The organism is Methylobacter sp. BBA5.1 (assembly GCF_000746145.1).
Taxonomy (GTDB): domain Bacteria; phylum Pseudomonadota; class Gammaproteobacteria; order Methylococcales; family Methylomonadaceae; genus Methylobacter; species Methylobacter marinus.
On the sequence record NZ_JQKS01000019.1, the window covers coordinates 41,387 to 65,790 of the forward strand.

The 24,404-nt window shown below is 52.1% G+C and carries 25 protein-coding genes; 19 read left to right on the plus strand and 6 right to left on the minus strand.

The annotated features are described in order from the left end of the window. Positions 1-3: 3 nt before the first annotated feature. The 4 genes from EK22_RS12745 to EK22_RS12760 are packed head-to-tail and all read left to right on the plus strand — an operon-like array spanning position 4 to position 5,394. Positions 4-1,566 (plus strand): NADH-quinone oxidoreductase subunit 5 family protein, encoded by a 1,563-nt coding sequence (locus tag EK22_RS12745; RefSeq protein ID WP_036251505.1) that lies wholly within the window; start codon positions 4-6, stop codon positions 1,564-1,566. A 7-nt stretch (positions 1,567-1,573) separates the two neighbouring features. Then, on the plus strand, positions 1,574-3,163 hold the full coding sequence (locus tag EK22_RS12750; protein WP_020158367.1) for a complex I subunit 4 family protein: 1,590 nt from the start codon (positions 1,574-1,576) through the stop codon (positions 3,161-3,163). Further along, positions 3,156-4,733 carry a complex I subunit 4 family protein gene (locus EK22_RS12755; protein ID WP_036251507.1) on the plus strand — a complete coding sequence of 526 codons (1,578 nt, stop codon included), beginning with the start codon at positions 3,156-3,158 and terminating at the stop codon, positions 4,731-4,733. Before EK22_RS12750 ends, EK22_RS12755 begins: the two co-directional genes overlap by 8 nt. 43 nt (positions 4,734-4,776) lie before the next feature. Further along, on the plus strand, positions 4,777-5,394 hold the full coding sequence (locus EK22_RS12760; protein WP_036251627.1) for a class I SAM-dependent methyltransferase: 618 nt from the start codon (positions 4,777-4,779) through the stop codon (positions 5,392-5,394). A 22-nt stretch (positions 5,395-5,416) separates the two neighbouring features. Here EK22_RS12760 and hspQ read toward each other — a convergent pair whose 3' ends face one another. Both hspQ and EK22_RS12770 read right to left on the minus strand, forming a co-directional pair. After that, complete coding sequence (gene hspQ / locus EK22_RS12765) at positions 5,417-5,728, minus strand: heat shock protein HspQ (RefSeq protein WP_020158364.1); 312 nt, start codon at positions 5,726-5,728, stop codon at positions 5,417-5,419. Beyond that, a complete protein-coding gene (locus tag EK22_RS12770) occupies positions 5,728-6,258 on the minus strand; it encodes a gamma-glutamylcyclotransferase family protein (protein ID WP_020158363.1) in 531 nt (176 codons plus the stop codon). Before EK22_RS12770 ends, hspQ begins: the two co-directional genes overlap by 1 nt. 276 nt (positions 6,259-6,534) lie before the next feature. Here EK22_RS12770 and ribA point away from each other — a divergent pair, with 276 nt between their 5' ends. The 8 genes from ribA (at position 6,535) to EK22_RS12810 (ending at position 12,703) form a co-directional block, all read left to right on the plus strand. Beyond that, entirely contained in the window at positions 6,535-7,152 is a 618-nt protein-coding gene (gene ribA, locus EK22_RS12775; RefSeq protein WP_020158362.1) for a GTP cyclohydrolase II, read from the plus strand. A gap of 894 nt (positions 7,153-8,046) precedes the next feature. Beyond that, positions 8,047-8,700 carry a hypothetical protein gene (locus EK22_RS12780; protein ID WP_036251509.1) on the plus strand — a complete coding sequence of 218 codons (654 nt, stop codon included), beginning with the start codon at positions 8,047-8,049 and terminating at the stop codon, positions 8,698-8,700. Between the two features lie 64 nt (positions 8,701-8,764). Continuing rightward, a complete protein-coding gene (locus EK22_RS12785) occupies positions 8,765-9,985 on the plus strand; it encodes a beta strand repeat-containing protein (RefSeq protein WP_020665888.1) in 1,221 nt (406 codons plus the stop codon). Between the two features lie 396 nt (positions 9,986-10,381). Continuing rightward, a complete protein-coding gene (locus tag EK22_RS23210) occupies positions 10,382-10,669 on the plus strand; it encodes a hypothetical protein (RefSeq protein WP_161786435.1) in 288 nt (95 codons plus the stop codon). Further along, positions 10,666-11,031, plus strand: coding sequence for a CsgE family curli-type amyloid fiber assembly protein (locus EK22_RS23215; RefSeq protein ID WP_020158359.1), 366 nt, complete (start codon positions 10,666-10,668; stop codon positions 11,029-11,031). Before EK22_RS23210 ends, EK22_RS23215 begins: the two co-directional genes overlap by 4 nt. A gap of 2 nt (positions 11,032-11,033) precedes the next feature. Beyond that, positions 11,034-11,489, plus strand: coding sequence for a curli assembly protein CsgF (locus EK22_RS12800; RefSeq protein ID WP_051961887.1), 456 nt, complete (start codon positions 11,034-11,036; stop codon positions 11,487-11,489). Then, positions 11,486-12,439 carry a CsgG/HfaB family protein gene (locus EK22_RS12805; protein ID WP_051961888.1) on the plus strand — a complete coding sequence of 318 codons (954 nt, stop codon included), beginning with the start codon at positions 11,486-11,488 and terminating at the stop codon, positions 12,437-12,439. The genes EK22_RS12800 and EK22_RS12805 overlap by 4 nt, the downstream gene beginning before the upstream one ends. A 39-nt stretch (positions 12,440-12,478) precedes the next feature. Continuing rightward, positions 12,479-12,703 carry a hypothetical protein gene (locus EK22_RS12810; RefSeq protein WP_036251515.1) on the plus strand — a complete coding sequence of 75 codons (225 nt, stop codon included), beginning with the start codon at positions 12,479-12,481 and terminating at the stop codon, positions 12,701-12,703. A gap of 34 nt (positions 12,704-12,737) precedes the next feature. Here the strand turns inward: EK22_RS12810 and EK22_RS12815 are convergent, their stop codons facing one another. Together EK22_RS12815 and EK22_RS12820 are read right to left on the minus strand one after the other, a co-directional pair. Then, positions 12,738-13,913, minus strand: coding sequence for a M20 aminoacylase family protein (locus tag EK22_RS12815; protein WP_036251641.1), 1,176 nt, complete (start codon positions 13,911-13,913; stop codon positions 12,738-12,740). Between the two features lie 41 nt (positions 13,914-13,954). Continuing rightward, positions 13,955-14,539, minus strand: coding sequence for a DUF4405 domain-containing protein (locus EK22_RS12820; protein ID WP_152565098.1), 585 nt, complete (start codon positions 14,537-14,539; stop codon positions 13,955-13,957). Between the two features lie 80 nt (positions 14,540-14,619). On the opposite strand from EK22_RS12820, the gene EK22_RS12825 reads away from it, so the two are divergent. The 7 genes from EK22_RS12825 to EK22_RS12855 all read left to right on the plus strand — a co-directional run bounded on the left by EK22_RS12825 (position 14,620) and on the right by EK22_RS12855 (position 20,590). Continuing rightward, positions 14,620-16,062, plus strand: coding sequence for an ATP-binding protein (locus tag EK22_RS12825; protein ID WP_020158353.1), 1,443 nt, complete (start codon positions 14,620-14,622; stop codon positions 16,060-16,062). Beyond that, the gene (locus EK22_RS12830; protein WP_020158352.1) at positions 16,059-16,745 is read left to right on the plus strand and encodes a response regulator; all 687 of its coding nucleotides are present in this window, start codon (positions 16,059-16,061) and stop codon (positions 16,743-16,745) included. The genes EK22_RS12825 and EK22_RS12830 overlap by 4 nt, the downstream gene beginning before the upstream one ends. Before the next feature lie 118 nt (positions 16,746-16,863). Continuing rightward, positions 16,864-17,220 carry a Spy/CpxP family protein refolding chaperone gene (locus EK22_RS12835; protein WP_036251517.1) on the plus strand — a complete coding sequence of 119 codons (357 nt, stop codon included), beginning with the start codon at positions 16,864-16,866 and terminating at the stop codon, positions 17,218-17,220. 200 nt (positions 17,221-17,420) lie between these two features. Further along, complete coding sequence (locus tag EK22_RS12840; RefSeq protein WP_036251520.1) at positions 17,421-18,548, plus strand: cytochrome-c peroxidase; 1,128 nt, start codon at positions 17,421-17,423, stop codon at positions 18,546-18,548. A gap of 12 nt (positions 18,549-18,560) precedes the next feature. After that, positions 18,561-19,637 (plus strand): metallophosphoesterase family protein, encoded by a 1,077-nt coding sequence (locus EK22_RS12845; protein WP_020158349.1) that lies wholly within the window; start codon positions 18,561-18,563, stop codon positions 19,635-19,637. A 20-nt stretch (positions 19,638-19,657) separates the two neighbouring features. Continuing rightward, the gene (locus EK22_RS12850; protein WP_020158348.1) at positions 19,658-20,077 is read left to right on the plus strand and encodes a c-type cytochrome; all 420 of its coding nucleotides are present in this window, start codon (positions 19,658-19,660) and stop codon (positions 20,075-20,077) included. A 150-nt stretch (positions 20,078-20,227) separates the two neighbouring features. Further along, complete coding sequence (locus EK22_RS12855; RefSeq protein ID WP_036251523.1) at positions 20,228-20,590, plus strand: SirB2 family protein; 363 nt, start codon at positions 20,228-20,230, stop codon at positions 20,588-20,590. Positions 20,591-20,846: 256 nt separating this feature from the next. Here the strand turns inward: EK22_RS12855 and EK22_RS12860 are convergent, their stop codons facing one another. Both EK22_RS12860 and EK22_RS12865 read right to left on the minus strand, forming a co-directional pair. Then, positions 20,847-21,689 carry a nucleoside phosphorylase-I family protein gene (locus EK22_RS12860; protein ID WP_081917887.1) on the minus strand — a complete coding sequence of 281 codons (843 nt, stop codon included), beginning with the start codon at positions 21,687-21,689 and terminating at the stop codon, positions 20,847-20,849. Positions 21,690-21,741: 52 nt separating this feature from the next. Then, on the minus strand, positions 21,742-24,399 hold the full coding sequence (locus tag EK22_RS12865) for a UPF0182 family protein (protein ID WP_036251648.1): 2,658 nt from the start codon (positions 24,397-24,399) through the stop codon (positions 21,742-21,744). Between the last annotated feature and the right edge of the window lie 5 nt (positions 24,400-24,404).

Below are 24,404 nucleotides of genomic sequence, written 5' to 3' on the forward strand. Positions count from 1 at the left end.
CGCGTGGATTTAATTGTTATTTTGATTCCTTTATTGCCGTTTACCGCCGCGGCAGCCATCGGGGTCGGCCATCTGTTCGGCTGGCTGGACGGTGAAGCAGGCGAAACCACGACGGTCGATATCGCGGTCTGGGCCATTATTCTGTCCAGCCTGCTGGCTTTGACGCTGCTGGGCGGCGACATGATGGGCAAGAACGCCGGTTCCTTCAGTGTCGGTCAATGGCTGGGCAGCGAGACGCTGGATATCCGGGTGAATTTTCTCACCACGGGCTTTGGCGTCGTGCTGGCGGCGCTGTTTACCATCCTGCTGTTTATCGTTATGCGCTTTTCGACCAACTATATGCATAAGGAGGCAGGCTTTCACCGGTTCTTTTTTATCTTGAGCCTGTTTTCCGCCGCCATGCTGTTGCTGGTGCTATCGGGCAACGCGGTCGGCACGTTTATCGGCTGGGAGATTGCCGGCCTCTGTTCCTATTTGCTGATCGCCTATTATTATGAGCGCCCCGTCGCCGCCCAGAATGCTACGCGGGTTTTCGTGACCAACCGTATCGGCGATGCGGCATTTTTGCTGGGCATTGGCCTGAGCTATGCCTGGGCCGGCGACGTAAACTGGGCTAGGCTGACGTCGGCATCGGCGCAATTATCGACGGGCCAGGCCACTGTCATCGCTCTTTGTTTCGCCGTGGCGGCCTGTGTCAAATCAGCGCAGATACCGTTTACGCCCTGGCTGGCGCGGGCAATGGAGGGGCCTACACCGTCCAGTGCCATATTTTACGGCGCGGTGATGGTGCATGCCGGCGTTTATCTGCTGATTCTGCTGGAGCCGATTTTTGAGCAGGCGCCGCTGGCGATGGCTCTGGTCGCGGTCGCGGGGCTGTTGACGGCGGTCTACGGCTTTGTCGTTGGCTTGACACAAACCGATGTCAAGAGTTCGCTGGTGTTTGCCACCTCGGGCCAACTGGGCTTGATGTTCATGGAATGCGGCCTGGGTTTTTGGCAGCTGGCCAGCTGGCATCTTTGCGCGCATGCCGTGGTTCGCGGCTATCAGGTATTGGTTGCGCCTTCGCTCGTGCATCATGTCCATGATAATCCGATAAAGCCGGTCGCGCCGGCCATTGCACGCATGCGCTGGGCCTATGTTGCTTCCTTGCAGCGGTTCTGGCTCGATCAGATCACCGATTGGACCCTGGTCAAGCCGATACGCCGCCTGGCGCACGATCTGACTTATTTTGACGATCATATCGTTGACCGCACCTTGGGCGTATCGGCGCCTGCCATCCGCGCGATATCGACGCTGGCTCAGCTCGAAGAGCAGAAGATCGGCGCCCGGCTCGATAATGAAGTCGACAGTTTCGCGCAGGGCAGCGGTCTGGCCGGCAAGATCACCGAATGGGCAGCCGCCATTATGCATTGGTTCGAAGACAGCTTCGTACTGCGGGGTATCGGCAAAAACGCGATCCGCTATGGACGTCAGTTGGGCTACGCGGCCAACAAGGTCGAGCTGCTGTTATTCAGTCCGCGCTATCTGGTGCTGTTTATTTTTATAACCTTGCTGATTGCATTTTGAGGACCCGATGGATATCAATGTAACTTTCTGGTCGGCATCGGCAGCGTTTCCGCTATTAAGCGCCCTGACTTTCGTGCCGGTCGCGGCGATGATCGCCGTCGCATGCTCGCGTTCAACGGCTGTCGCGTTACGCTTTGGCTTTGCCGGCACGCTGGTGAATTTATTGCTGAGTATCTATTTGCTGAAGGTTTTCGACGCCGGCCGGGCAGGGATTCAGCTGGCCGAGCAGGTGCATTTTTTCGGCTTCAGTTATAGTGTCGGCGTCGATGGCGTGAATGTGCTGTTTATTCCGCTGACGGCCGTGCTGACGCTGCTGACGCTGATCTATTCGATCATTAACCGGCATGTCATTGACCGTAAGTTCATCGCCTGCCTGCTCGGTTATGAAGCAATATTAATCGGCGCTTTTTCGGCATTGAATGTGATGCAGTTCTGGCTGTGGAGCCTGCTGGAACTGTTGCCCGTGGCCTTGCTGACCATGCATGCCGGTACCGGACGCAAAAGGCCCTGGATCGTCGCCGGTTTAATGCAATACTGGGGCTGCGGATTGCTGATGACGCTGGCCGGCTTTTTGCTGCTGGGCTTTGGCTTGATCGATTCAGAGCACCCGCTGACGTTTGACTGGCTGACCATCAAGCAGAACAACGCCTATTTACACGACGAGACGCTGATTTTCATTTTGCTGTTTTACGGTTTCGCCATTCGCATGCCGCTGTTTCCGTTTCACGGCTGGCTGCCGGCACTGGCCGAACAGGGCACGGTGGCCAGTATCACCATTTTCCTGGTCGGGTTGAAGCTGGGCATTTATGCCGTGGTCCGCTTCATCTTGCCGCTGGTTCCCGGTGTCGCCGAAGCCTGGGCCGATTATATCGTGACGCTGGGCCTGATCAGTATTTTTTACGGTGCATTGCTGGCGCTCATGCAAATCAATATCCGGCGCTTGCTGGCTTTTGCCGTTATCAGTCACACCGGCATGCTGGTGATCGGCCTGTTCTGTTTCAATACCCAGGGCCTGGAAGGCAGTATTCTGCTGTCGCTGGCTTACGGTCTGGCGACGGCCGGCATGCTGTTCAGCGTCGGCTTGATTTATGAGCGTACCCGCACGGCCTTTATTCCGCGTCTGGGCGCCTTGTTCGATACTAATGCCACGATCGCGCTGCTGTTTCTGATTGCCGCGCTGAGTACGATGGTCATGCCCGGCACACCGGGCTTCGATGCCGCGCATTTGCTGATAGAGGGGGCGATTCAGGAACGCGGCTGGCTGGTGGCAATCGCTATTTTGACCGGCAACGTGCTGGCCGCGGCTTTTCTGCTCTGGGCGTTCCAACGTATGTTCATGAGCAGTTCCAAGCGTGCTGTACAACCCTATCGCAGTATTCATCATCCGGTAATCAAGGAGCGGATTATTACCATCACGATCAGTGCGCTGCTGATCGGTACCGGCTTTGATACAACACCCATACTGAATTTCATAGACGATGAGGTCGCCATCATGAGCCAGGCTTATCCCATGCATAGCGAGCAGCGGGCGGCCGATGCGCTGATAGAACCTACCGAAAGCGGCAATACCCATATAAAGAGTGTCCACCATGATTGAAGCCGGTTTTCCGATAATAACGCTGCTTATTGTGCTGCCTTTACTGGGGGCGCTTGTCACCGGCACCGCCGGCGATAGCCATCTGGCCAAGAGGATCGCGCTATCGATCGCAGGGGCGGAACTGATTGCCACGCTGGTCACCGTGTATCTGTTTAATGCCGATGAAAGCGCTTTTCAGCTAGTCGAGCATCATGCCTGGCTGCCGAATCTGAATATTCAGTATCTGGTCGGTATCGATGGGATTTCCGTGCTGTTTCTGCCGATGTCGGCGCTGCTGACACTGGTGGCGATTATCGCCTCGTGGAATTCGGTGCAATACCTGCCGCGATTTCATTTCGCTCTGCTGCTGGCTTTGGAAGGCGTCACGATCGGAGTATTCGTGGCGCTGGATATGGTGTTGTTCTTTTTGTTCTGGGAACTGACATTGCCGCCGCTTTTCTTCCTCATCGGGCTGTGGGGCATCGGTCCCCAGCGCCGCACCGCGGCAATGAAATACACGCTGTTCATGCTGTTCGGCGGCGTGCCTTTATTATTCGCCATTATCATGCTGGCCGTTAATCATGCGATTCAAATGCATGGCAGCATTCCTCAGGACTTGGCTTTCAGCTTGCCTATCCTGCTGGATACGCCGATCCCGGCTGATTGGCAGACCATTATTTTTCTGTTGCTGCTAGCGGGTTTCGCAGTGAAGGCTCCGTTAGTGCCGTTTCATACCTGGCTGCCGACGACAGCCATGGAAGCGCCGGCGCATACGACGGCCTTGTTAACCGGCCTGAAACTGGGCGCATTCGGTTTGTTGCGCTATACCATGCCGTTGACGCCTGCCGCCTCGGTCGAATATAGCTGGGTATTGGGGATTCTGGGCGCCATCACGCTGATTTATGGCGCCATGATTGCCTTGCAGCAAACCAATCTGCGCCGCTTGCTGGCCTATGCCAGTATCAGTCATGTCGGCCTGGTCATCGTCGGTATCTCCACGCTGAATATGCAAGGTCTTCAGGGAGCGATTTTTCAGTTGCTTAATTTTACCCTGATTGCCGGCTGTCTGATGCTGATAGCGGGATTTATCCAGCATCGCCTGGGCAGTACCGAAGCGATTCATCTTGGCGGCCTGGCGAAAGCCGTGCCCCGGTTGACCGCTTTCTTCTTTTTGTTTGCCATAGCCAGCATTGGCGTACCCGGAGGCAGCGGTTTTCCGGCGGAATTGCTGTTGATTATCGGCGCGCTGAATGCGCATCCCAGCCTTGGCATTGCCGCTTTAATGGGGGCTATTTTGGGGGCGGGCTATATGTTATCCTTCATCCGTCGCGCATTTTACGGTCCGGTCGTGCATGCCAGCATCAGTCAACTGCAGGATCTGCGAACACGCGAATTGGGCTTGTTATGCCTGCCGGCCCTGTTGGTATTATTGTTCGGATTCTTTCCTAACCTGATATTGAACACCAATAAGCCGACAGCGGAGGCCTGGTTGAACCGTCTGACCAATTCATCGTTCGTGAGCAACGGCGATTATGTTCAGCAAAGCCAGGATCAGCATGAAACGGAACTTGTCTCCAGGCGTGTTCAATAGCAAGATCGGTTACAATCCCTGATTTACTTTGAATAAATTCATCATGAAGCCAGACAGCGCAGCCATCAAGAAACGTTATGACCGGATTGCCCCGTATTTTGACGGCATGGAGGCGGTCGTGGAAGGATTGTTGTTCAAAAGTTGGCGCAAAAGGTTATGGGACAAAGTGGATGGCCATCATATTCTTGAAATCGGCGTCGGCACGGGCAAGAATTTTGATTACTATCCCAAGGACGCGCGCATAACCGGCATTGATTTCAGTGAAAAGATGCTAACTCAGGCAAAACGCAAGCGGGACAGAAAACAGGTCAACGTGGACCTGGAATTAATGGATGTGCAGTCCTTGTGTTTCGCCGATAACAGTTTTGATACGGTTATCGGCTCTTTTGTTTTTTGTTCGGTACCCTCGCCGGTAAAAGGTTTGAAAGAGCTGTACCGCGTTTGCAAACCGGGCGGGCAGGTTTTGCTGCTGGAACATGTCCTGAGTTCAAAACCCGTCATCGCCGGCGCCATGAATTTGCTTAATCCGCTGGTGGTCGCTCTGGTCGGAGCCAATATCAACCGGCAGACCGTTAAAAACGTGCAGGCCTGTGCCTTTGGCTCCGTGCGTGTTGATGAGCGCAGTAGCGATATTATTAAATTGATCGAGGCGAAAAAATAACAGCCGGAAGACCGGTTTTAAATTAGTGTCTCGTGATCTTGAGCTGATAAATCCCCTGTTCCAGCTTCTCAAAATAATGCTCAATCCAGGGATGATAGACAGGCGTGAGAAGTTTACTCGGTTCCATATTGCTTTCGGCGACATAGGTGTGATGCGTGGCATTGTCCACCAGCACATGATACCAGGGCTGGTTTTTAGGCGGTCGGCTTCGGGCGATTTTGTTATACCAGACATGGCTGCCCAGAAATTCAAAATCAACATCAAAAATCACGCCACGATAATTAAAGAGTTTATGGTGGATAATCTGTCCGATAAAAAATTTTGCCCTGCGCATCAGAAATGCTCCTGCCAGATGGCCTTTTGCCCGTCCTGATCGATATCCCAGAATGAGGTGCTGCTGATAAAATCATCGATAAAAGGCTGGCCAAAAACAGAGCAGCCGCTAAGACACAGGTTTAGGTAATGGGCCTGTGCCTTTGATGATGATAAATAGCGGTAAGGCTCAAAATCGCGGGCTTTAAAATAATAAGCGTTAATAATCTCGGCCTCGTCATAATAGCCGAAGGCCGTGATCGGGCAGAAATCATAGCCGCTTTCGCGCGCCAGCAGCCGATCCAGTGATTGCTCATCCATTTCGAAGCAGGTGCCGTTCATGACGTGTGCCGGATCGGCGGTTTCGGCATTCAATACACAGACGGGGGCCTGGTGTTGTTCATCATAGCGGTAAGTCGAAGCCAGATTGAAAACCCGTTTCAATCCGCGCGTTTTTACCGGCATGATATTACGTGCCTCGGGCACGGTTCGGGTTAATGAGTTTTGGTTGATTAAACTGCCGTAAGCGAATATTTTATAAGTCCTGGACATGATGCGGAGCTGATCGGGTAGACGCTATTAAGGGTAGCACAAGCTGTGGCGTAATGAAAAAGGCGCCGGCCTTTTTGCGGCAAGGCAATTTAAGTATTAGATATTTATGATGTTCTAATTTTAAAATAGGGGCGTCAAACCGGTGACATGGCCGAAGCTCATCAGGGAGCCGAGTTCGGCGGATAAAAAACAGGGCGGGACAGTCGGCAAAACTTTTTCGCTCAATAGCAGATGAATTGGGTAAAATACAGCCTATTATTCAGATTAGTCATATACGTGAAATTACAACTAGACAACTTAGTACAAACCCGTATCCCGACCCGTCACGGCGAGTTTATTCTGCATTATTACAGTAATAACATCGATAACAAAGAGCATGTCGCTCTCATTAAAGGCAATGTCGCGGATAAAGAAAATGTGCCGGTGCGCATTCATTCCGAGTGTTTTACTGGCGATGTCCTAGGCTCAAGGCGTTGCGATTGCGGCGAGCAGCTCGATATGGCGCTGCAACTGATTAATGAAGCCGGTTTCGGTATTCTGATTTATCTGCGTCAGGAAGGCCGTGGCATTGGCTTGCTGAAAAAACTGCAGGCCTATAACCTGCAGGATCAGGGGATGGATACCGTGGATGCCAATATCCACCTGGGTCATCTGGCCGATGAACGGGAATACAGCATCGCGGCATTAATGTTGCAGAGCCTGAAAGTAAAATCGATCGAATTGATTACCAATAATCCTAATAAAATTACTGAACTTAAGAAGCTTGGTATCAACGTTGCCGGCCGTATTCCGATTGAAGCCGTCGCGCATGATGACAATTTGGAATATTTAAAAACCAAAGTGAAAAAAATGGCGCACATGCTATCGATGTCGAAAAAGGATGAGCAGAAGTAATAATTGATATTGCGCGGACAATTGATTCAGGCACCTGAGGATTCGGCTAAAAATAACCTCCGGTAACCCTTCAGGTAAAGCCCGTCCCCGTGGGAGCGATGCCCACATCGCGACTTGCCAGGCGATTTTCAATTGCGATGTATACCCAAAGGGCATAAGCATCGCTCCCTTATTGTTACCCGTATTTAAAACAATGCCATGATTCAATGCCGAATCCTGAACGGGCGGCTTTGAAAGGCCGGATTAGGCAAAAACCGGACGGCCAGGGTGAGCAACGCCCATGCCCGGCTCGGTAGACGGCATGACAAACTATCAAAAACCAGCTCGGTTTTAACAATATCGGTTAAGGTCGTGTCACGCCGAATCATATTAATAATGACATTTACTGTATTTATTCGGATGAATCCAAGGAATGGAGGCGAACCTCTATTTCAATGAATATGGAAAATCGACATTCGGATAAACGACCCGAAAACAAATCGCATCATTGACTATTAAAACGGGCTTCCTGATAAAGCCCGTTTTAGCGTCGATGAAATTGAAATCATCCCTTCTTGAGCTTACGTCTGTGCTCAGTTGATACCAAAAACCCCTTCGTACTATTGCAAAGCGATCAATCGAGACTTGACAGCTTTAATCCACAAAAAATCCGCTGTGCTCTGTTTTGAAATATTCATACTCCATCACAGATTCCCCTATAAGTTTTTGGTTAAATCTCAGCACCGGCAAGAGTAGTGCCTCCAGCCTAAATTCAACAGCGCATACTGTCATTGCGTTTTTTGCCGCCTAATCTGGGCGTTAGTTTTGTACTGTGCTTTGCAGAGCCAAACAAGATGGCGGATGAATCTGGACAGGTATTTCTTGCACAATTCTATGGATATAAAAGGGCATTAAATGATTAAGCGTCTGATACAAAACCGACGAACGGCAATATTAGCGGCTGCTTTTTTAACCTTACCCAACCACGCCTATAGCGATGCCGATGTCGGCAATCTGGCTTCGATAGAACAGGTCGGGCATGCCTATCAAGCCGACATCAGCCAATCCGGCGACGGCAATGTCGCCCGCATTCGGCAGGTGGCCGCAAATGCCGAGCTTAATGCGGTTTCAAGCGACGTCAATGGGGTCGCCGAAATCCTGCAAACAGGGTATCAGCATAATGCTGAAATCAATGACTTCGGTGAACGCAATGCCATAACGATTCAGCAGTGGCAAAGCGGCAATAATGCCCTGGTTAATCTATACGGTCAGGACAATCGGGTTGACATTAGCCAGGATGGCGAAGCCCAGAGCATTGCGGCTTCGATCTCTGGCAGCAGCAATCTGATCAGTGCCTATCAGAGCGGTTTCAATAATCTTGCCATGATCGATATTACCGGAGACAGGAACGAGGTCGTGCAATTACAGCAAGGCCAGTGGAACAGCGCCGGCATTATGATTGATGGCGATGAAAATACCGTGATCCACCAACAGTTGGGCGACGGCATGAGTTTTAATCTGGAGATTAGAGGTAACGGCAACAACATGACCGTTACACAGGGACTGTGAGGGGAAGCGCACTGAAATATGGCGTATTTGGCAAATTTTTTAACAGTACACTTAAGGAATAATTATGAAAAAAACACTATTGACTACGGCAATTACGGTGATTCTTTATGGGGTTGCGGGTGCGTCACTGGCGGGGAACAGCGCGACGACCTCCCAGACCGGTTCCTTTAATGATCTGACGGTGACTCAAACAGGCGACTTAAATACCACCAATGCCAGTCAGTACGGCGGTAACAATATCGGCACCATCACGCAGTCCAATGAAGGAAACAGCGCGACATTAAATCAAGGTAATGCAGGAAACGCCGTCGGCATGGGCAACGATAGTCTGGCGACTATCGACCAAATCGGGGCCTATAATACGGCATCGGTCGAACAAGGCGAATCCGATGAGGCATCGGTGCTGCAAACTGGAAACGACAATCAGGCTTCCATAGACCAAGCCATAGATGTTTTCAGTGAAGGCAATGTTGCAACCATTGACCAGTCCGGTAATAACAATACGGCAATCGTCGAACAAGACGTGCAAAACGTGGCTTCGATCAATCAGTCCGGCAATAATAATACCGCGACAATCGATCAGAATAATAACGGCACGAATGCCTTCGTGGAACAAAACACGGCGAGCATCGATCAGTCAGGCAATGATAATATTGCCAGTGTCATTCAATCAGGCGACAGCAATCTGGCAACCGTTAACCAGCTAGGCGATTCCAGCGTGGCGACGGTTGATCAATCAGGCAACGGCAATGTTGTCTCCATCGAGCAAGGTCATTCCGATCAGGCAACCGTACTGCAGTCCGGAAACAATAATACAGCCACAGTTGATCAACGGATCGACTCGCTCAGCGGTGAAAATAAAGTGGCCAGCATTGATCAATCGGGCGATAACAATACGGCAACCGTCGAGCAGGATCTGCAGAATACCGCATCGATCGATCAGTCCGGCAACAACAATACCGCCATAATCGATCAAAATAATATCGGTGATAATGTCTTTGTGGAACAAAACACAGCGGCCGTAAATCAGTCTGGCGATTATAATTTAGCGACGGTAACCCAATCCGGTAATCTTAACTCAGCAACCGTTGATCAGTCAGGCGACGGCACACTGGCGTTGAACACGGTGACCATTGACCAGACCGCCATCGGTGATGTCGCTTTCGCCATGCAAGCCGGAGGCGAGGGCAATATGATCGAGATCATGCAAAATGCCGGCGGCGATTTTGCCAGCGCCGCGCAAAACGGCTCATTTAACTCAGTGACGATTTTGCAGAATCCTTAATAAATATGTCTACATCCAACAGATGACATAAGCCAGCGGAAAAGGTTATGAGCCTTTTCCGCTTTTTTGCTAAGGATTTGGCTAAAAATGACTTCCTGAAACTGGAATCTTGCATAGGATGTGCTGACCAAAAGTAGGTGCTCCAGGCGGCACAGCTAAGCGCATCGCTCGCAAATGATGCGCCTCCTGTCGTCGGCACATCCTATGTTTAAACAGGGAAATTATTGACGACCAAATCCTAAGTTGTCTTTGGACTGGAAAATGTTAGACAAGACTCATCATGCGCAATGATCAATGCACTGGAAAGCCAGCTATCGTTTATTTAATGCTGGGTTTTTTTATCCGCCAGTCCATGCCGATACGTGCGCGTCCGAAATAAAAACCCGGGAGATATCCATGATGCGGCCATCCCATCCCAGTAACAAACAGACTATCGTGCAGCATGGCAAACGCAACGAGAAGGTGATTGAACAAACCGGCATCGATAACGAACTGACTGTGATTCAGGTCGGCGAGGATAATCATGCCGGTCTTCAGCAAGCAGGCGAGCAAAATAATACGACAGTGGAACAGTCCGGTGATTGCAATGACAGCTCCGTATCACAGAAAGGCAGCAATAATCAGGCGACGGTCCGGCAAAATGGCGGCAACAATCGTGTTGTGATACGTCAGGGTGAGCGGTGAAATATTACGTCTTCAGTGTCTTATTGTTAATGCTGTCGCCAGCCGTAGCTGTCGAGCCGCAGTTTGAAATCGGCGGCCTGGTTGTCGATCAAACCTTGTCGCGTGTCGGTCATTTATTTTACGAGGAACTGATGAATGGCTGGGAAGTACCCGATTATGCCGGGACCATTACCGTGCGCGAGCGCCCTGATATTTTCGCCGGCAATATCATCTGGATAGAAATCAATGACAATATCGTGTTTCAGGATCGTATCGGCACCCGCACGAGCGGAATTGAAGAAAAGGCCCGGGCGGCGCGGGCTTCATTGGAATTGTATATTCGGCAGCATAAGGATGCGTTGCGTGGATTGGAGATTTACTAATTATGCGAATTTGGATTTATCCCTTGTTACTGACTGTGTTTGCAACTCCGTTGTCAGCCACCGAACTGGTTCACCGCTTTGTTAACCCCAATTTTGGCGGCAGCCCCCTGAACGGCCCTTTTTTACTGAATCAGGCGGCGGAGCAGAACAAACACAAAGATCCCGCTGTCGCCAGCAAGACAGCGGCGGCACAAAAATCCGAGATCGAGCGTTTTAAAGAAAATTTGCAGCGCGCCATTCTCAATCAGGTTTCACGCGCCACGACGGAAAATCTGTTTGATGAGAACGGCAATATCCAACTGGGTTCCGACCTTAATTTTGACCTGGATGGCGATGGCCAAAGCGATTTTGCGGTAATCGTTGATGACCAATTGGTCAACGGCAGCGTCAGCATCAGCATTTCTGATGGTATTTCCGATACCGTATTGACTGTTCCCTATATTACTACCATGCCATGATTCCTGTTTTTCACCGACTGTTGTGCGGCTTACTGGCCGCGACAGCGCTATCTTCATGCTCCAGTGTTTTTCAGCCGGTCAGCTCCGGCAAGGCGACTACCGATTATCGCTCGGGCCTTTCGGATATGCTGCGCTCGTTGCCGCCGCCGGAGGAGCCGGTCGTCGTCGCGGTGTATAAATTTCGCGACCAGACCGGCCAGTACAAAAGCAGCGAAAACCTCGTGCAGTATTCCACGGCGGTGACGCAGGGCGCTACTTCCATGTTGATACGCGCCTTGATGGAAGCCGGTAATGGCAAGTGGTTTACCGTGCTGGAAAGAGAAGGCCTGACTGACCTGATGAATGAGCGCAAAATTATCCATCAAACCCGGGAAATGTATACCAATGGCAACAATAAGGCCGAATCGCGCGGCCCGAGCCTGCCGCCGCTGCTGTACGCGCCTATCCTGCTGGAGGGCGGTATTGTCGCCTATGAGACCAACTTATTGACTGGCGGCGTCGGCGCGCATTATTTCGGCCTGGGCGGTTCTACAGAATTCAGGCGCGATACGGTGACCAGCATGCTGAGAGCCGTTTCTGTAAAAAACGGTTCGGTACTGAGCCATGTCGACGCCAGAAAAACCGTGTTCTCCATGCAACTGGATTCCGGCTTGTTTCGCTATGTGGCTTTCAAGCGGCTGCTGGAGGTCGAGGCGGGCGTAACCAGCAACGAGCCGCCGCAAATGGCGGTCATGGAAACCATAGAGGCTTGCGTTTATGCGCTGGTAATGGAAGGGCTGGTCAACAAGTTATGGCGTTTCAAGGACCCGCATCTGGTCAAGCCGCTAATCGAGGACTACTTGAAGCAGCGCGACACGGAAATGCTCGCGGAATTTGATAAGCAAGGCCGTGTCATCAGCATGACGCCTAAAAACATCGAACTGCCTGAGTCCATTTCACAAGAAAACTAAAATCAGTTAACTGGATGGTGGCAATGCAAGGCATGCTCGTTGAATAACGGTTTGAAGTTTAACGAGGTGACAGCAATAACGCGGTTGTCCAGCATGGAAGTTGAGGCGGAACATGAACGGTTTACGGTTTCGGACTGGTTAGGCAATGGGGCAGGATTTCTGCTGTTAGCGATTCATCTTTTTATGTTAAAGGAATACCACATGCTGTTTACGCAGAGTGACTTTTTTATGCTGATTGGTATTGTCAATAAGTCGGAGTTTTAAGAATCAACATGTTGGCCAAGCCGTAAATCGGACACTATTGGGGCAATACCGTTTCCACCAGCCTGACCCAATACGCCGCGCCTATCGGCAGGATCGCATCGTTAAAATCATAGTGGGGGTTATGCAGTAAACAACTATTCTCGGATGAACCGTTGCCAAGCCACAGATAACAGCCCGGTTTTTCCTGCAGCATAAAGGCAAAGTCTTCAGAGCCCATACAGGGCGTCGGTTGCCGGTTGATGCTATCGTCGCCGACTACCACGATGGCGGCGTTTAGCGCCATCCGCGTTTCTTCTTCCGTGTTGAAGGTGACCGGATAGCCCGGATTTTCCGGATTGAATTTAATTTCCGCCGTGACATCGAAACCCTGGCAGACAGCATGGGACAGCTGGCTGATTTTGTCGGCGATGGTTTGTTGCACCGTATTGCTGAAACATCGGAAGGTACCTCGCAACACCACGGATTCCGGCAGTGCATTCCAGGTCTGGCCGGCGTGAACCTGGGTAATGCTGACGACGGCCGGATCGGCCGGATTGACGGTTCTGCTGACGATCGTCTGCAAGGCACTGATCAACTGGGCGGCCGCGACGATGGCGTCATTGCCCAGATGCGGCATCGCGGCATGCGTGGCCTGGCCCGTCAGCACAATCTCGAAACAGTCGAACGACGCCATCATCGGCCCCGGTCTGACGGCAAAATGACCGAGCGGAATATCGGGGAAATTATGCATGCCGAAGACGCGATCGGCCGGAAATTTTTTGAACAGGCCATCGAGAATCATTTGCCTGGCGCCCGCGCGCCCTTCCTCAGCGGGTTGAAAAATAAAATACACAGTGCCGTCAAAATTGCGATGATTGGCCAGGTAGCTGGCCGCGCCCAATAACATGGCGCTGTGCCCGTCATGGCCGCAGGCATGCATTTTTCCTTCATGCCGTGATTTATGGTCAAAATTGTTCTGTTCCTGTATGAACAGCGCATCCATGTCGGCGCGCAGGGCGATTTTACCGGCACCGCTGCCGGCCGATAAGGTGGCGACGATGCCGGTTCTGCCCAGCCCCTGATGCACATCCAGGCCGAAATCGGACAGTTTGTCGGCAATGAACCGGGCCGTTTCGGTTTCCTCGAACGCGGTTTCGGGAAACTGGTGCAGATGCCGGCGCCATTGGCGCATTTCAGCGTGCAGTTGCTGTATATCGGTGGGTATGGTCATAGCAGTGGTTAAATCAGAGTTATCCAGGAATTTAATAACGTTCATTGCTGCTGCGCAGGCGACTCGCGCCTGTACTCGCGGATAATACGCCGGATATCGCCCATTTCAAACCCGTAAGTCCTCTTCAGCACGCCGATGCGCTGGTTTTCACTGGTTGAGTCCGGCAGATTCAATGTCTCAATAACATGCGCGGCCGGCACACCGGTTTCCTGTTCCAGTTCCGCCAGCGTCATGGAACCCCTGATCTGGATGCCCTTGCCTCTGGTCAGGGCGCCTTCAGCCTGTTCAACAGGACTTATGACCGGTGCGAAAGACAGTGCGATCAGCGCCAGCAGGCCAACGATACCGAGACCGGCTCTCAGCCCGGATTGTTCGCTCGGGCGGCCTGTAATCGCATGAATAATCCAGCGCCAGTGCAACAGCAGGTGGACGATCAGTACACTAAAAAAGGCAACCGATATCCAAAAGTGTATCGCGCCCCATTCATGCCGGCTCAGGCCCCAGATGCTGGAAAAACGGCCGCTGCCCGGCGGCAGGATATAGCGCATCAACACGCCGGTCATGGTCAGAAAAAGAAACCCGATAAAGGCGATGATATCGATGACAAAATTTAAAGTGGCTTTCATTGAAATCTCCATGTTGCACAGTTCATAATTCTTGCACATTCGCCGACAATAATACCTTGAATAGCTTATCGGGTATCTTTGTGCATAAATCCATCCGCTTCAAACTCTTTTTAACGTTTCTGCTGACGACCAGTCTTGTCGTCTCGGGCATGTATGTATTCATGCGCTGGTCCCTGGATCGCGGATTTTCCGATTTCATCGAAAAACGCCAGCAGGAGCGTATCAGTGCGCTGATCGAGGGTCTGAGTGAATACTATGCGGACGACCCGGGCTGGCGTGAACTGACCGGTAACAAGCGCAAATGGATGGAACTGCTGGGGCAGGCTTACGAACACCGGTATTACCGGCCCGCGCCCTGGTTCAAGCAGGCGTTGAACGAGCCGCCCGACGTCTGGCCGCCGGCGCTGCCCGAATCGCATAAGAGCTGGCGTTTCAAGCCGCTGGAATTGAGCGTGATGCTGTTGCGAGCCGACAAGTCGATCATCTTCGGACGCAGGGAGGCGCTATCGCAACTGACATTGCATGCCATCCGTTATCAGGGCCAAACTGTCGGCTTCCTGGGCGTGCTGCCCGGCAAGCCGGTCAATCAGCCGCTTGAACTCCAGTTTATGGAGCGCCAGTCCCAGGCATTCGTCTGGATCGCCATTTTCATGGTGCTGCTGTCGGCAGGACTGGCCCTGCTATTGGCGTACACGCTGGTTCGGCCGCTCAAGCGCATTACCGCCGCCGCCAAAGCGCTGGCGGTAGGCAGCTACGACATGCGCCTGCCGGTCGAGTCAGGCGATGAGTTGGGCCAATTGGCGCGGGACTTCAACGAGATGGCCGCGGCGCTGGAACAATCGGAACAGACGCGGCGGCGCTGGGTGGCCGATATCTCGCACGAATTGCGCACGCCATTGGCCGTTCTGCGCGGCGAGCTGGAAGCGCTGCAGGACGGCATACGGCCGCTGACGCGGGACGCGGTCGATTCACTGATGAACGACGTCATGCGGCTGCATCGGTTGACCGACGACCTGTATCAGTTATCGCTGTCCGACCAGGGCGCGTTAAGCTATCGCAAAACCGAGGTCGATCCGGTCGAGGTGCTCAAACAGGATCTTGCCGCGCTGGCGCCTGAATTCGACAGCAAACAACTGCGCGTGCATCTGATCAATAAGCTGACGGCGGCCATCAGCATCCACGCCGACCCCGACCGCCTGTCGCAGCTTTACCGGAACCTGCTGAACAACAGTATCAACTACACCGATCGCGGCGGCCGGCTCGATATTACGGTTAGCCAGCAGGCGAATATGCTGATCATGGTTTTTGCCGACAGTGCGCCGGGTGTGCCGTCGCAGGAACTGCCGCGCCTGCTCGACCGTTTTTACCGTGTGGAAAGCTCACGCAGCCGCCATCATGGCGGTGCGGGGCTGGGGCTGGCGATTTGCAGTAATATCGTGCAGGCGCATAACGGCGCGTTACAGGCGCAGCCCTCTCGGCTGGGGGGCCTTGCCATTCACATTGAACTTCCGATTAAGTCATGAACCGTATCCTGATTGTAGAAGATGAAGAAAAACTGGCCCGGCTGGAGGCCGACTACCTGCAAAATGCCGGCTTTGAAACCGTTTGTCTGGCCGATGGGCTGGCTGTCGTGCCCTGGCTGAAGGACAATACGGCCGACCTGGTTCTGCTGGACTTGATGTTGCCGGGCCGCGATGGTCTGGATTTGTGCCGGGAGATCCGCCAATTCAGCAGCATCCCGATCATCATGGTGACCGCGCGCATCGAGGAGGTCGACCGGCTTCTGGGGCTGGAGCTTGGCGCTGATGATTATATTTGCAAGCCGTTCAGCCCGCGCGAAATGATCGCACGGGTCAAAGCCGTATTGCGGAGGATGCAACCTTTGGCCATGGAGCAGGTCTCTACTATGTTAAAACTGGACCCGCGGAGTTTCCGTGTTTCTGTCGGTAAACTGGAAACCGAATTAACAGCGGTCGAATTCCAACTGCTGCAAACGTTGTACCAACAGCCGGGGCGTATCTTTTCACGCGCCAGGCTCATGGATCTGATGTATCAGGATCAGCGTATCGTCTCCGACCGGACCATAGACAGCCACATTAAAAAGTTGCGCAAAAAACTGGCCGACCTGTTGCCCGGCCAGGAATTGATCCACTCGGTTTACGGTGCCGGTTATCGCTATGAAGCGCCAAGCCACAGCGGCGATTAAATTTCCTTATTCTTTACACAATCGCTGCGAATTATTTGCGCTTTTGGCCAATATAGTAAGAACCAAGAACGGAAACAAACCGTTCTAAATTCACAATCTTACAGAATGAGAGAATACTATGAACAAGAAAATCCTAACAATCGCAATGGCCCTGGCTCTTCCTTTAACCGTGGCCGCCATGCCCGGCGCAGAGAAAGAGGGTTATGAAGGCGGCTATCGCCATGGCAATAAAATGGAGCGTCTGACCAAGGAACTGGATTTAACTGAAGAACAAAAAACCAAAATGGAGACCTTGTTCAAGGAACAGCACGAGAAATATAAAACCATTCATGAAGAAACCCGCACACGCATGAAGGAAATCCTGACGCCAGAGCAGATGACAAAAATGGACGAAATGAAAAAACGTCATCACGAAAAATGGAAACAGAAAAAAGGTGCCCAAAAACAGGAGAAAGGCGCCGAAACACAGGAATAACAGTTTACATGGACAACAGACCCCGTTCCGGTCCAGGGAAGGATCGGGCAACAATGACCGCCTTCGGGCGGTTTTTTGTTTTAAAATTGCTCATCGACAGCAATCTATTTTACTAATCGGCATAATCGGCCTATATTTCCAATCAGTTATTTCATTTGATCGCTACACCGATCCTATCCGTGACATAACAGGAGGCTCTTATGCGATATTTACTATTGCTAGTGTTGACTACGGCAGCATCCCTCATTTATGCCCAGCCCGCCGACGACAATCTGTTAGGATTGCCTCCGGTGCCTATTCCGGCCGACAATCCCCAGACACCGGCCAAAATTCAGTTAGGCGATAAACTGTTCCACGACAAGCGTTTCTCCGTCGACGGCACTGTCAGTTGTGCCAATTGTCACAGTGATGATCTGGCGTTTACCGACGGCTTGCAATTCTCGGTAGGTCATCATGGCCTGACCGGCACGCGCAATGCTCCGACCGTATTGAATGCCGCGTATTATAAGCACCAGTTCTGGGACGGCCGTGAGCCGGATCTGGAAAATCAATCCCTGCAGCCGCCGGTCAATCCGGTGGAGGGCGGCCTGGAAAATCACGATCCCATTCTCGAGATAGTTCGCACCGATCCCGAATATCAATCGGCTTTCAAGGCCGTGTTCGATGTCAGCGGCGATCAGGTTGCCATTACGCATGTCGCCAAGGCGATAGCCAGTTTCGAGCGAACACTCGTGGCCGGTAACTCGCCTTTCGACCGATACCGGTTCAAAGGCGAGACCGACGCCATGACCGAAGCCCAGGTGAGAGGATTCATGCTGTTTATCGGACAAGGCCGCTGCGTATCCTGTCACACCATCGAACAGGATCACGCGCTGTTTACGGACAACCGCTTTCACAATATCGGCATCGGCATCAATCACGTCCAGGAGGACGTGCCGCGTTTGACCAAAGCCTTTCTGGAAGCCAAATACAAAGGCGGCGATGTCGACAAAATGGTGCTCAGCGACAAGAAATCGTCCGAGCTGGGCCGGTTTGCCGTGACTGACGAACTCGATGACATCGGCGCTTTCAAGACGCCGACCTTGCGCAATATCGATCTGACGGCGCCTTATATGCATGACGGCAGCCTCAAAACCCTGAAAGACGTAATAATTCACTACAACAACGGCGGCGTGTCGCAGCCGCGCGAACGGGTCAATGACTTTTTGAGCGGCGGTATACGGCCGCTGAACCTGACCGACGAGCAAATGGACGATCTGGTCGTTTTTATGAAAGCACTGACCAGTTCGAAATTCGCCCAACCCGCTCCGGATCAAGCGGCTAACTGAAGGAGAGCATCCATGAATACGATCAATCGCAGTCGCCGGCAATTTATCAAAAACGCCGGCGCTTTAGCCTTGGGCAGCGCGCTACCTGTCAGTCTGGTCGAACTGGCGTTCGCCGAAAGCAGTCAGAATTTCAGCTTCGCTTATATTTCCGATGCCCATATCCAGCATATCAAGGACAACCGTTTTGTCAGAAACTGGGATCGCGGGCTGATTCGCGCTGTCGCCGAAACCAATCTGTTAGTGCCCAAGCCGGATTTTGTCGTTTTCGGCGGCGATCTGGCCCAACTCGGCAACAAGCCAGAGCTGGATCATGGCGCCGAGATTCTGTCGGGGCTAAAATACAAAATCCATTATGTGATGGGCGAGCATGATTATTACCTGGATCTGGGCGAATACTGGCAGGAACTGTTCGGCCCGCAATACTACAGTTTCGATCATAAAGGCGTGCACTTCATCGCGCTCAACAGCATCCTGACCTATGACGAATGGACGCATAACCGCTGGCCCACCGACGAGCAGCGCATGCTCGAGATGGCCATGCTCGACAATCCGAACGGCTCGCCGTTCATGGTCGGTGCCGAACAACTGCTATGGCTGAAAAAAGATCTGGCCAGGATTGACAGCGCTACACCGATCGTGGTGTTCTCGCATTCGCCGTTGCAGAAAATTTTCAAAAACTGGAATTTCTGGACCGAAGACGCCGAGCAAGTCCAGGCATTGCTGCAGCCGTTCAATAAGGTCTCGGTGATCTACGGCCATGTGCATCAAATCCAGTACAATCAGGTCGGCAATATCAGTTTTAATTCGGTCATGGCAACAGCCTGGCCCTGGCCGTATCCACCCACCTACGCCCATGCCGAGCAGTATTTGCCAAAACTGATCGTGCCGATGAACCGGGCCGATCCGTTTTTCGAACGCGACGGCACCGGCTGGCAATTGATCAATCTGGGTAATGGCAATGTGGACATGGAATACCTGCTTTATAACAACCGCGGCCGCAGCGTACGTTACCACCGTGAACAAAATCGTCCGGAAGATGTTGATTTTCAGCATGAAAGCGCGCGCATACCGCCACAAATTCATTACTAATCCCCGCACAGGAGCAAACTATGTCTCACTATCAGAAAAAAACGAAGGTATTGGGTTTGGCTTTGCTGGTTCTGGCCGTGGCGGGACCAAGACCAACGCAGGCCGATGAATTCACCGAGGCCGACGTACAGCGTTGGCAGCGGCAGTTTATGAGTGTCGCGAATGAAGGTCGCCGGTTATGGACCAGTGCCGAACTGGGCAACAACGGCGTGGCCTGCGTGCAATGCCATCCCAACGCCTCCAATACGCATCCCGAGACCTACCCGAAATTTCAGCAGCAGCTCGGTAAAGTCGTGCCGGTCTGGGAAATGATCAACTGGTGCATCAGAAACCCGCTGGAAGGCCAGCCGCTCGCCGCCGACGATCCGAAGATGACGGCGCTGCAGGCGTATATAACGTATGAGCGGCGCGGCGTCAAACTGGAACCGGGCAAGCATTGAGCCTGTGAAGGCAGCGGCGACCGTTGCCCGGATTTGCCGCCGCCGGAGAACCCGCAATAAAATTCGGCTATTTTGTCCGGACGCCATCGCTTACAATGCCAGGTCGTATCAATTAACCGGAGCAGGCAGCTCCCTATACCTGAGGGCATTATGATAAAAATTTTTCACCTGGCCTTTGTGGCAATGTCAATTCTCAGCTTTGTCGGCAGAGTCGTCCTATCAGAAGTCAACCCGGACATGCTGAAGCAGAAAGTCCTTAAAATCGCGCCCCATGTCATCGACACACTGTTGCTGCTCAGCGGTATCGCATTGGTTTTTCAAGGGGCATGGTTGTCGGTGGAACACGGCTGGATTATCGGTAAGATAATAGGACTGCTGGGCTATATCGGCTTAGGTATCATGGCGATGCGCAATCAGGGCGCCGCCCGCTGGCTGGCTTTTGCCGGAGCGTTGGCCTGTTTTGCCTATATCGGCATGGTTGCGGTGGCCAAGGATGCGTGGTTCTTTTTATAAATCAGTATAAAAAAGCACAAAAAATGCGGACGATTGCATGGACATGATGGCATCATCTGTCCATGCAGTCATTGCACATAATCCGGATATTTCATGAAACCACAGAGAACACAAAGAACACGAAGAAAAATCAAGGTATTGTCTTTTCTTCCCGTCACTTCATGACTTCATTCGGAAACATGGGCAAGCATTTGAATTGAAAAGCGTTCGTGCCCTTCGTGGTGAAATATTCAGGTTAGTTGTTTCGCAACATCGGTTATAGGCAAAAGTCTATTTGACTGATCTGCCGATCCAGCCAGTGCAAGACGTCCTTACCTCGCTGCATGCCGGTTGCGTCGAAGGCCGGTTCCTTATTATCGGTCAATACCTGCCAGCGGCATAGCTGCGTTTTTAACCGGCCGCGTTCGCTGGCGGTAAAGTGGTATTGTTGAACCAGTTGTTTGAACAGGCGCGGCTCGGACGGCGTGATCAGTTGGGCCAGGGCGGTCATGTCAGCAAGCAGGCCCTCGATCGCCGGGATATGAGCCGCCATTAAGGCGGAAACCTGGTCAGGCGCAATATTTTCCGCCGGCGTCTGTCGATTGTCCGAGATCACTTTCAGACACTGGATCAACTCTGCCGAAGAAAAACGCACCGCCGTTTCATAAAAGGCCGAGGCTTCCATGTCGCAAAGATGGGGATGGTCATAACCAAGTTGAGGCTTTGAGGCGGTTTGCAGACTGCCGGTGGCGCAAGGCGGATGGCAGATCATTGGCGGATAATGAGTTCTGCCGCTGTCGAGATCGATGAGCTTGTCGATTAAGAACAATGATCCCAGGGCGTGATCCTTATGTCCGGCGATACCGATATTAAGCATGATCGGGTGCTCGGTTGCGGCAAACAGGGCTTGCGTGTAGGCGATGCCCGCGGCCATGGCGTTTTTTCCGGGGCCGGTCACGGTCAGGCGGATGGCCTGATTTGAATAGACGGCAAACGGCTGTACGGTGGTATCCTTCTTTAAATTGAAATGGGCGACCAGCGGTTTGGCCTCACAGGGCAGGGCGGTATAGATGAAAATATTGCAGGTGTTGGCTTGATTCATGGGTTGGTATGTTTTCATAACCGGCGGAAGAGGCTTAGCCTCTTCCGCCGGTTAACGATGGTCCGGGCTTTTACTCGGCGGCCGGCGCTTCCGGAGGTCTGGCGGTGCCGGTTCCGCCTACATCCCGGGTTTCTCTATAATAGAGGTTCTTCAGACGGCTAAAGGCCCCCCATAAGGTCGTATCCATGACGGTATGGTTACCGATCGAGACGATAACGCGGGCCAGTTCGGGTATGTGGTTGCGGGTGGACAGCATATATACCGGCTGTACATACAGCACGGTATTACCCATCGGCAGGATAACCATGCGACCCAGGGCAATCCTTGAGCCACGTTGATCCCATAAGGTAAATTGAGCTGCAATTTCGGGGTTTTGGCTAATCAAGGCCTCGACCTGCGCCGGCCCATTGACCTGGACATCCTTCAGAAACCTGTAAACGGTAACGTGGGGGGTATAGTCAAGACCGCATCCGACTGTATCGAGTATGCTGGCAACACCGATCATGCTCAGATTGGTTCTGTTGATAGGCGTCATCGGGTTGATCATGACAAACTCTTCCTTATTATTGCAGTGGCCAAAATCCATGGTCTGATAATACGGCATTACCGGTGCTTCTCGCACATTGGCGAACTGCCAGGTCTCGGCTTGCTCGTAGAATAGTTCGGGCGCGCGCTGGTGATATTTGGCAAAAATTTTCATTTGCGCATAGTACAGATCGCGCGGATAACGCAAATGCTGGCGTAAGTCGGTCGGCATTTCCTCGATATTCTTGAACAGGCTGGGATAAGCGCTGTTGTATGCCCTGATGAGAGCATCCGACGGGTCTGAAATGTAATAACTCACCTCGCCATCAAAGGCATCGACAACGATTTTGACCGAATTGCGGATATAGTTGAAGTCCTGCGTGCCATCGAGAAAATCATCGGCGGCCGGCTTGGAAACGGGATACCGGTTGGATAAGGTATAGGCATCTTGTATCCAGAAAAAACGGTCTTTACCGATCACCAGATAAGGATCCTTGTCCAGATGCAGGAACGGCGTCAGCCTGTTGAGGCGCTCAACGATATTACGGCGCATCAGGATTTTGCTCTGCCTGGTGATATTGGTAGAGAAAAATATTTTCTCGTCCTTGAAATAAAAGGCGAATAACGCTTTTCTGAACAGTGACGGAATCGGGATGCCGCCTTTCCCCCTGTATTCCGTCTCCACGCCCGGATCCGTCAGTGAACCGGAAATACCGACGACATTCAGCCTGTTAGGCGTGATGGCATAAGTGTAGTCTTCCTGCCCATAGTAAATGTCCGGATACTGGATGCTTAATCCGACCGGCGAAAACATATTCAGATCGCGCAAATACCAGACCAGGGGTTTGCCGGCATCTTGTGCGGCCGGTGAAACCACGGCGCCGTAGCCGTGCGTGTAACGCAAATGAATGTTTTCCCAGTTTTGCGCTTCGAGCGGCAACTTTGACGTATTGATCTCGCGTGCCGACAGGTTGACCTGCCGGGTGTGATCAAGAATAAAATAGCGGTCTTCATCGACGCTCAGAAAGCTGTAATAAGGCCTGATGCCCTGCAGTTGGCGGTAGCCGTCTATCAGCAGTTCGCGGTCCCAAACCGGAATATTCTCGAAAAATTTCTGCGTGCTCCAGGTTTCAATGTCGTCAGTCGCGTCCAGTTTAATCGGCAACTCAACCACCTCAATGCGCTTTAAATCATACGCGTCCAGCGTCGCGTCGATATTGTTCTGCATGAACGGTTTTTCAGTCCTGACCGGATTCGGATTGACAATGTATTTTTGTATGGCGGCCGGGATAAACTCAACCTTCGGCAGCAATACCACTATCAGAAACGCAGCGGACGAGATAAAGAACGGGGCTTTGATGCGGTATTTTTCTGAAAAAATAAACAGGCCGGCGGTAATGGCCGTTGCCAGAAATGTGATGATGCCGAGCCAGATAAACGGCAGTTTATAGCGGATTTCCACAAAGCCGGGGCCGTAAAACACAGGCTCGTGCGAATCGGTATAGAGCAGGGAAAACCGTTCCAGCATGAAGCCCCAGACAACGAATAACACCACAAACGTAATCAGAATGCTTAAGTGAATCTTGGCGCCCAGCGGAAATTCCTTGCTTTGATGAGGTACAAAAATATGTTCGAGCCAATACAGCACGCCGACCATAACAAAGATTAAACTGGCGGTTATCAGCAATTCTTTTTGAATCAGCAGGTAGATCGGGTAGGACAGCATGTAAAAGCTGACATCATTGCCGTATACCGGCTCGACCACCCCTGAGGCGCTGCCGAAAAAGTACAGTAACGCGGTCTCCCACTGCTGATAAAACGGTATCGCGATCAGAATAGCCAAAACCAGGGAGATCGGCGTGTATATTTTCACCGACCCGCTCATGAAGACATCGGCAAAGCGCTGGAAGCGGCGGCTTTTGTCTATATTATTAAAGATTTCATCGGGAGGATTCAGGCCCAGATAACGAGAGGCAATCCAGAAATGGAAAAAGAAAATCGCGAAGAAAGCCAGCGTGACAGCGCCGGACAGAAAGAACCTGTAGAGTAGTCTCAGCCAGAAGTAGGCCTCGAAATTCAATTCCCGGAACCACCAGAAATCGACGATCAGATCGAGAAAGATGAAATAAAAGGCGGCATACAGAATGCCGGCGACTACCAGTGTCGATCCTATCAAGACGAGTAAAAGCTTCCAGTTCCGCATAGTGT

Bases quoted from the DNA above. Each gene is read 5' to 3' on its own strand.
- EK22_RS12750 (WP_020158367.1), top strand. From the start codon at position 1,574: ATGGATATCAATGTAACTTTCTGGTCGGCATCGGCAGCGTTTCCGCTA.
- EK22_RS12755 (WP_036251507.1), top strand. From the start codon at position 3,156: ATGATTGAAGCCGGTTTTCCGATAATAACGCTGCTTATTGTGCTGCCT.
- EK22_RS12760 (WP_036251627.1), top strand. From the start codon at position 4,777: ATGAAGCCAGACAGCGCAGCCATCAAGAAACGTTATGACCGGATTGCC.
- hspQ (WP_020158364.1), bottom strand. From the start codon at position 5,728: ATGCGCAGGGCAAAATTTTTTATCGGACAGATTATCCACCATAAACTC.
- EK22_RS12770 (WP_020158363.1), bottom strand. From the start codon at position 6,258: ATGTCCAGGACTTATAAAATATTCGCTTACGGCAGTTTAATCAACCAA.
- EK22_RS12780 (WP_036251509.1), top strand. From the start codon at position 8,047: ATGATTAAGCGTCTGATACAAAACCGACGAACGGCAATATTAGCGGCT.
- EK22_RS12785 (WP_020665888.1), top strand. From the start codon at position 8,765: ATGAAAAAAACACTATTGACTACGGCAATTACGGTGATTCTTTATGGG.
- EK22_RS23210 (WP_161786435.1), top strand. From the start codon at position 10,382: ATGATGCGGCCATCCCATCCCAGTAACAAACAGACTATCGTGCAGCAT.
- EK22_RS12800 (WP_051961887.1), top strand. From the start codon at position 11,034: ATGCGAATTTGGATTTATCCCTTGTTACTGACTGTGTTTGCAACTCCG.
- EK22_RS12805 (WP_051961888.1), top strand. From the start codon at position 11,486: ATGATTCCTGTTTTTCACCGACTGTTGTGCGGCTTACTGGCCGCGACA.
- EK22_RS12815 (WP_036251641.1), bottom strand. From the start codon at position 13,913: ATGACCATACCCACCGATATACAGCAACTGCACGCTGAAATGCGCCAA.
- EK22_RS12820 (WP_152565098.1), bottom strand. From the start codon at position 14,539: ATGAAAGCCACTTTAAATTTTGTCATCGATATCATCGCCTTTATCGGG.
- EK22_RS12830 (WP_020158352.1), top strand. From the start codon at position 16,059: ATGAACCGTATCCTGATTGTAGAAGATGAAGAAAAACTGGCCCGGCTG.
- EK22_RS12835 (WP_036251517.1), top strand. From the start codon at position 16,864: ATGAACAAGAAAATCCTAACAATCGCAATGGCCCTGGCTCTTCCTTTA.
- EK22_RS12840 (WP_036251520.1), top strand. From the start codon at position 17,421: ATGCGATATTTACTATTGCTAGTGTTGACTACGGCAGCATCCCTCATT.
- EK22_RS12845 (WP_020158349.1), top strand. From the start codon at position 18,561: ATGAATACGATCAATCGCAGTCGCCGGCAATTTATCAAAAACGCCGGC.
- EK22_RS12850 (WP_020158348.1), top strand. From the start codon at position 19,658: ATGTCTCACTATCAGAAAAAAACGAAGGTATTGGGTTTGGCTTTGCTG.
- EK22_RS12855 (WP_036251523.1), top strand. From the start codon at position 20,228: ATGATAAAAATTTTTCACCTGGCCTTTGTGGCAATGTCAATTCTCAGC.
- EK22_RS12860 (WP_081917887.1), bottom strand. From the start codon at position 21,689: ATGAAAACATACCAACCCATGAATCAAGCCAACACCTGCAATATTTTC.
- EK22_RS12865 (WP_036251648.1), bottom strand. From the start codon at position 24,399: ATGCGGAACTGGAAGCTTTTACTCGTCTTGATAGGATCGACACTGGTA.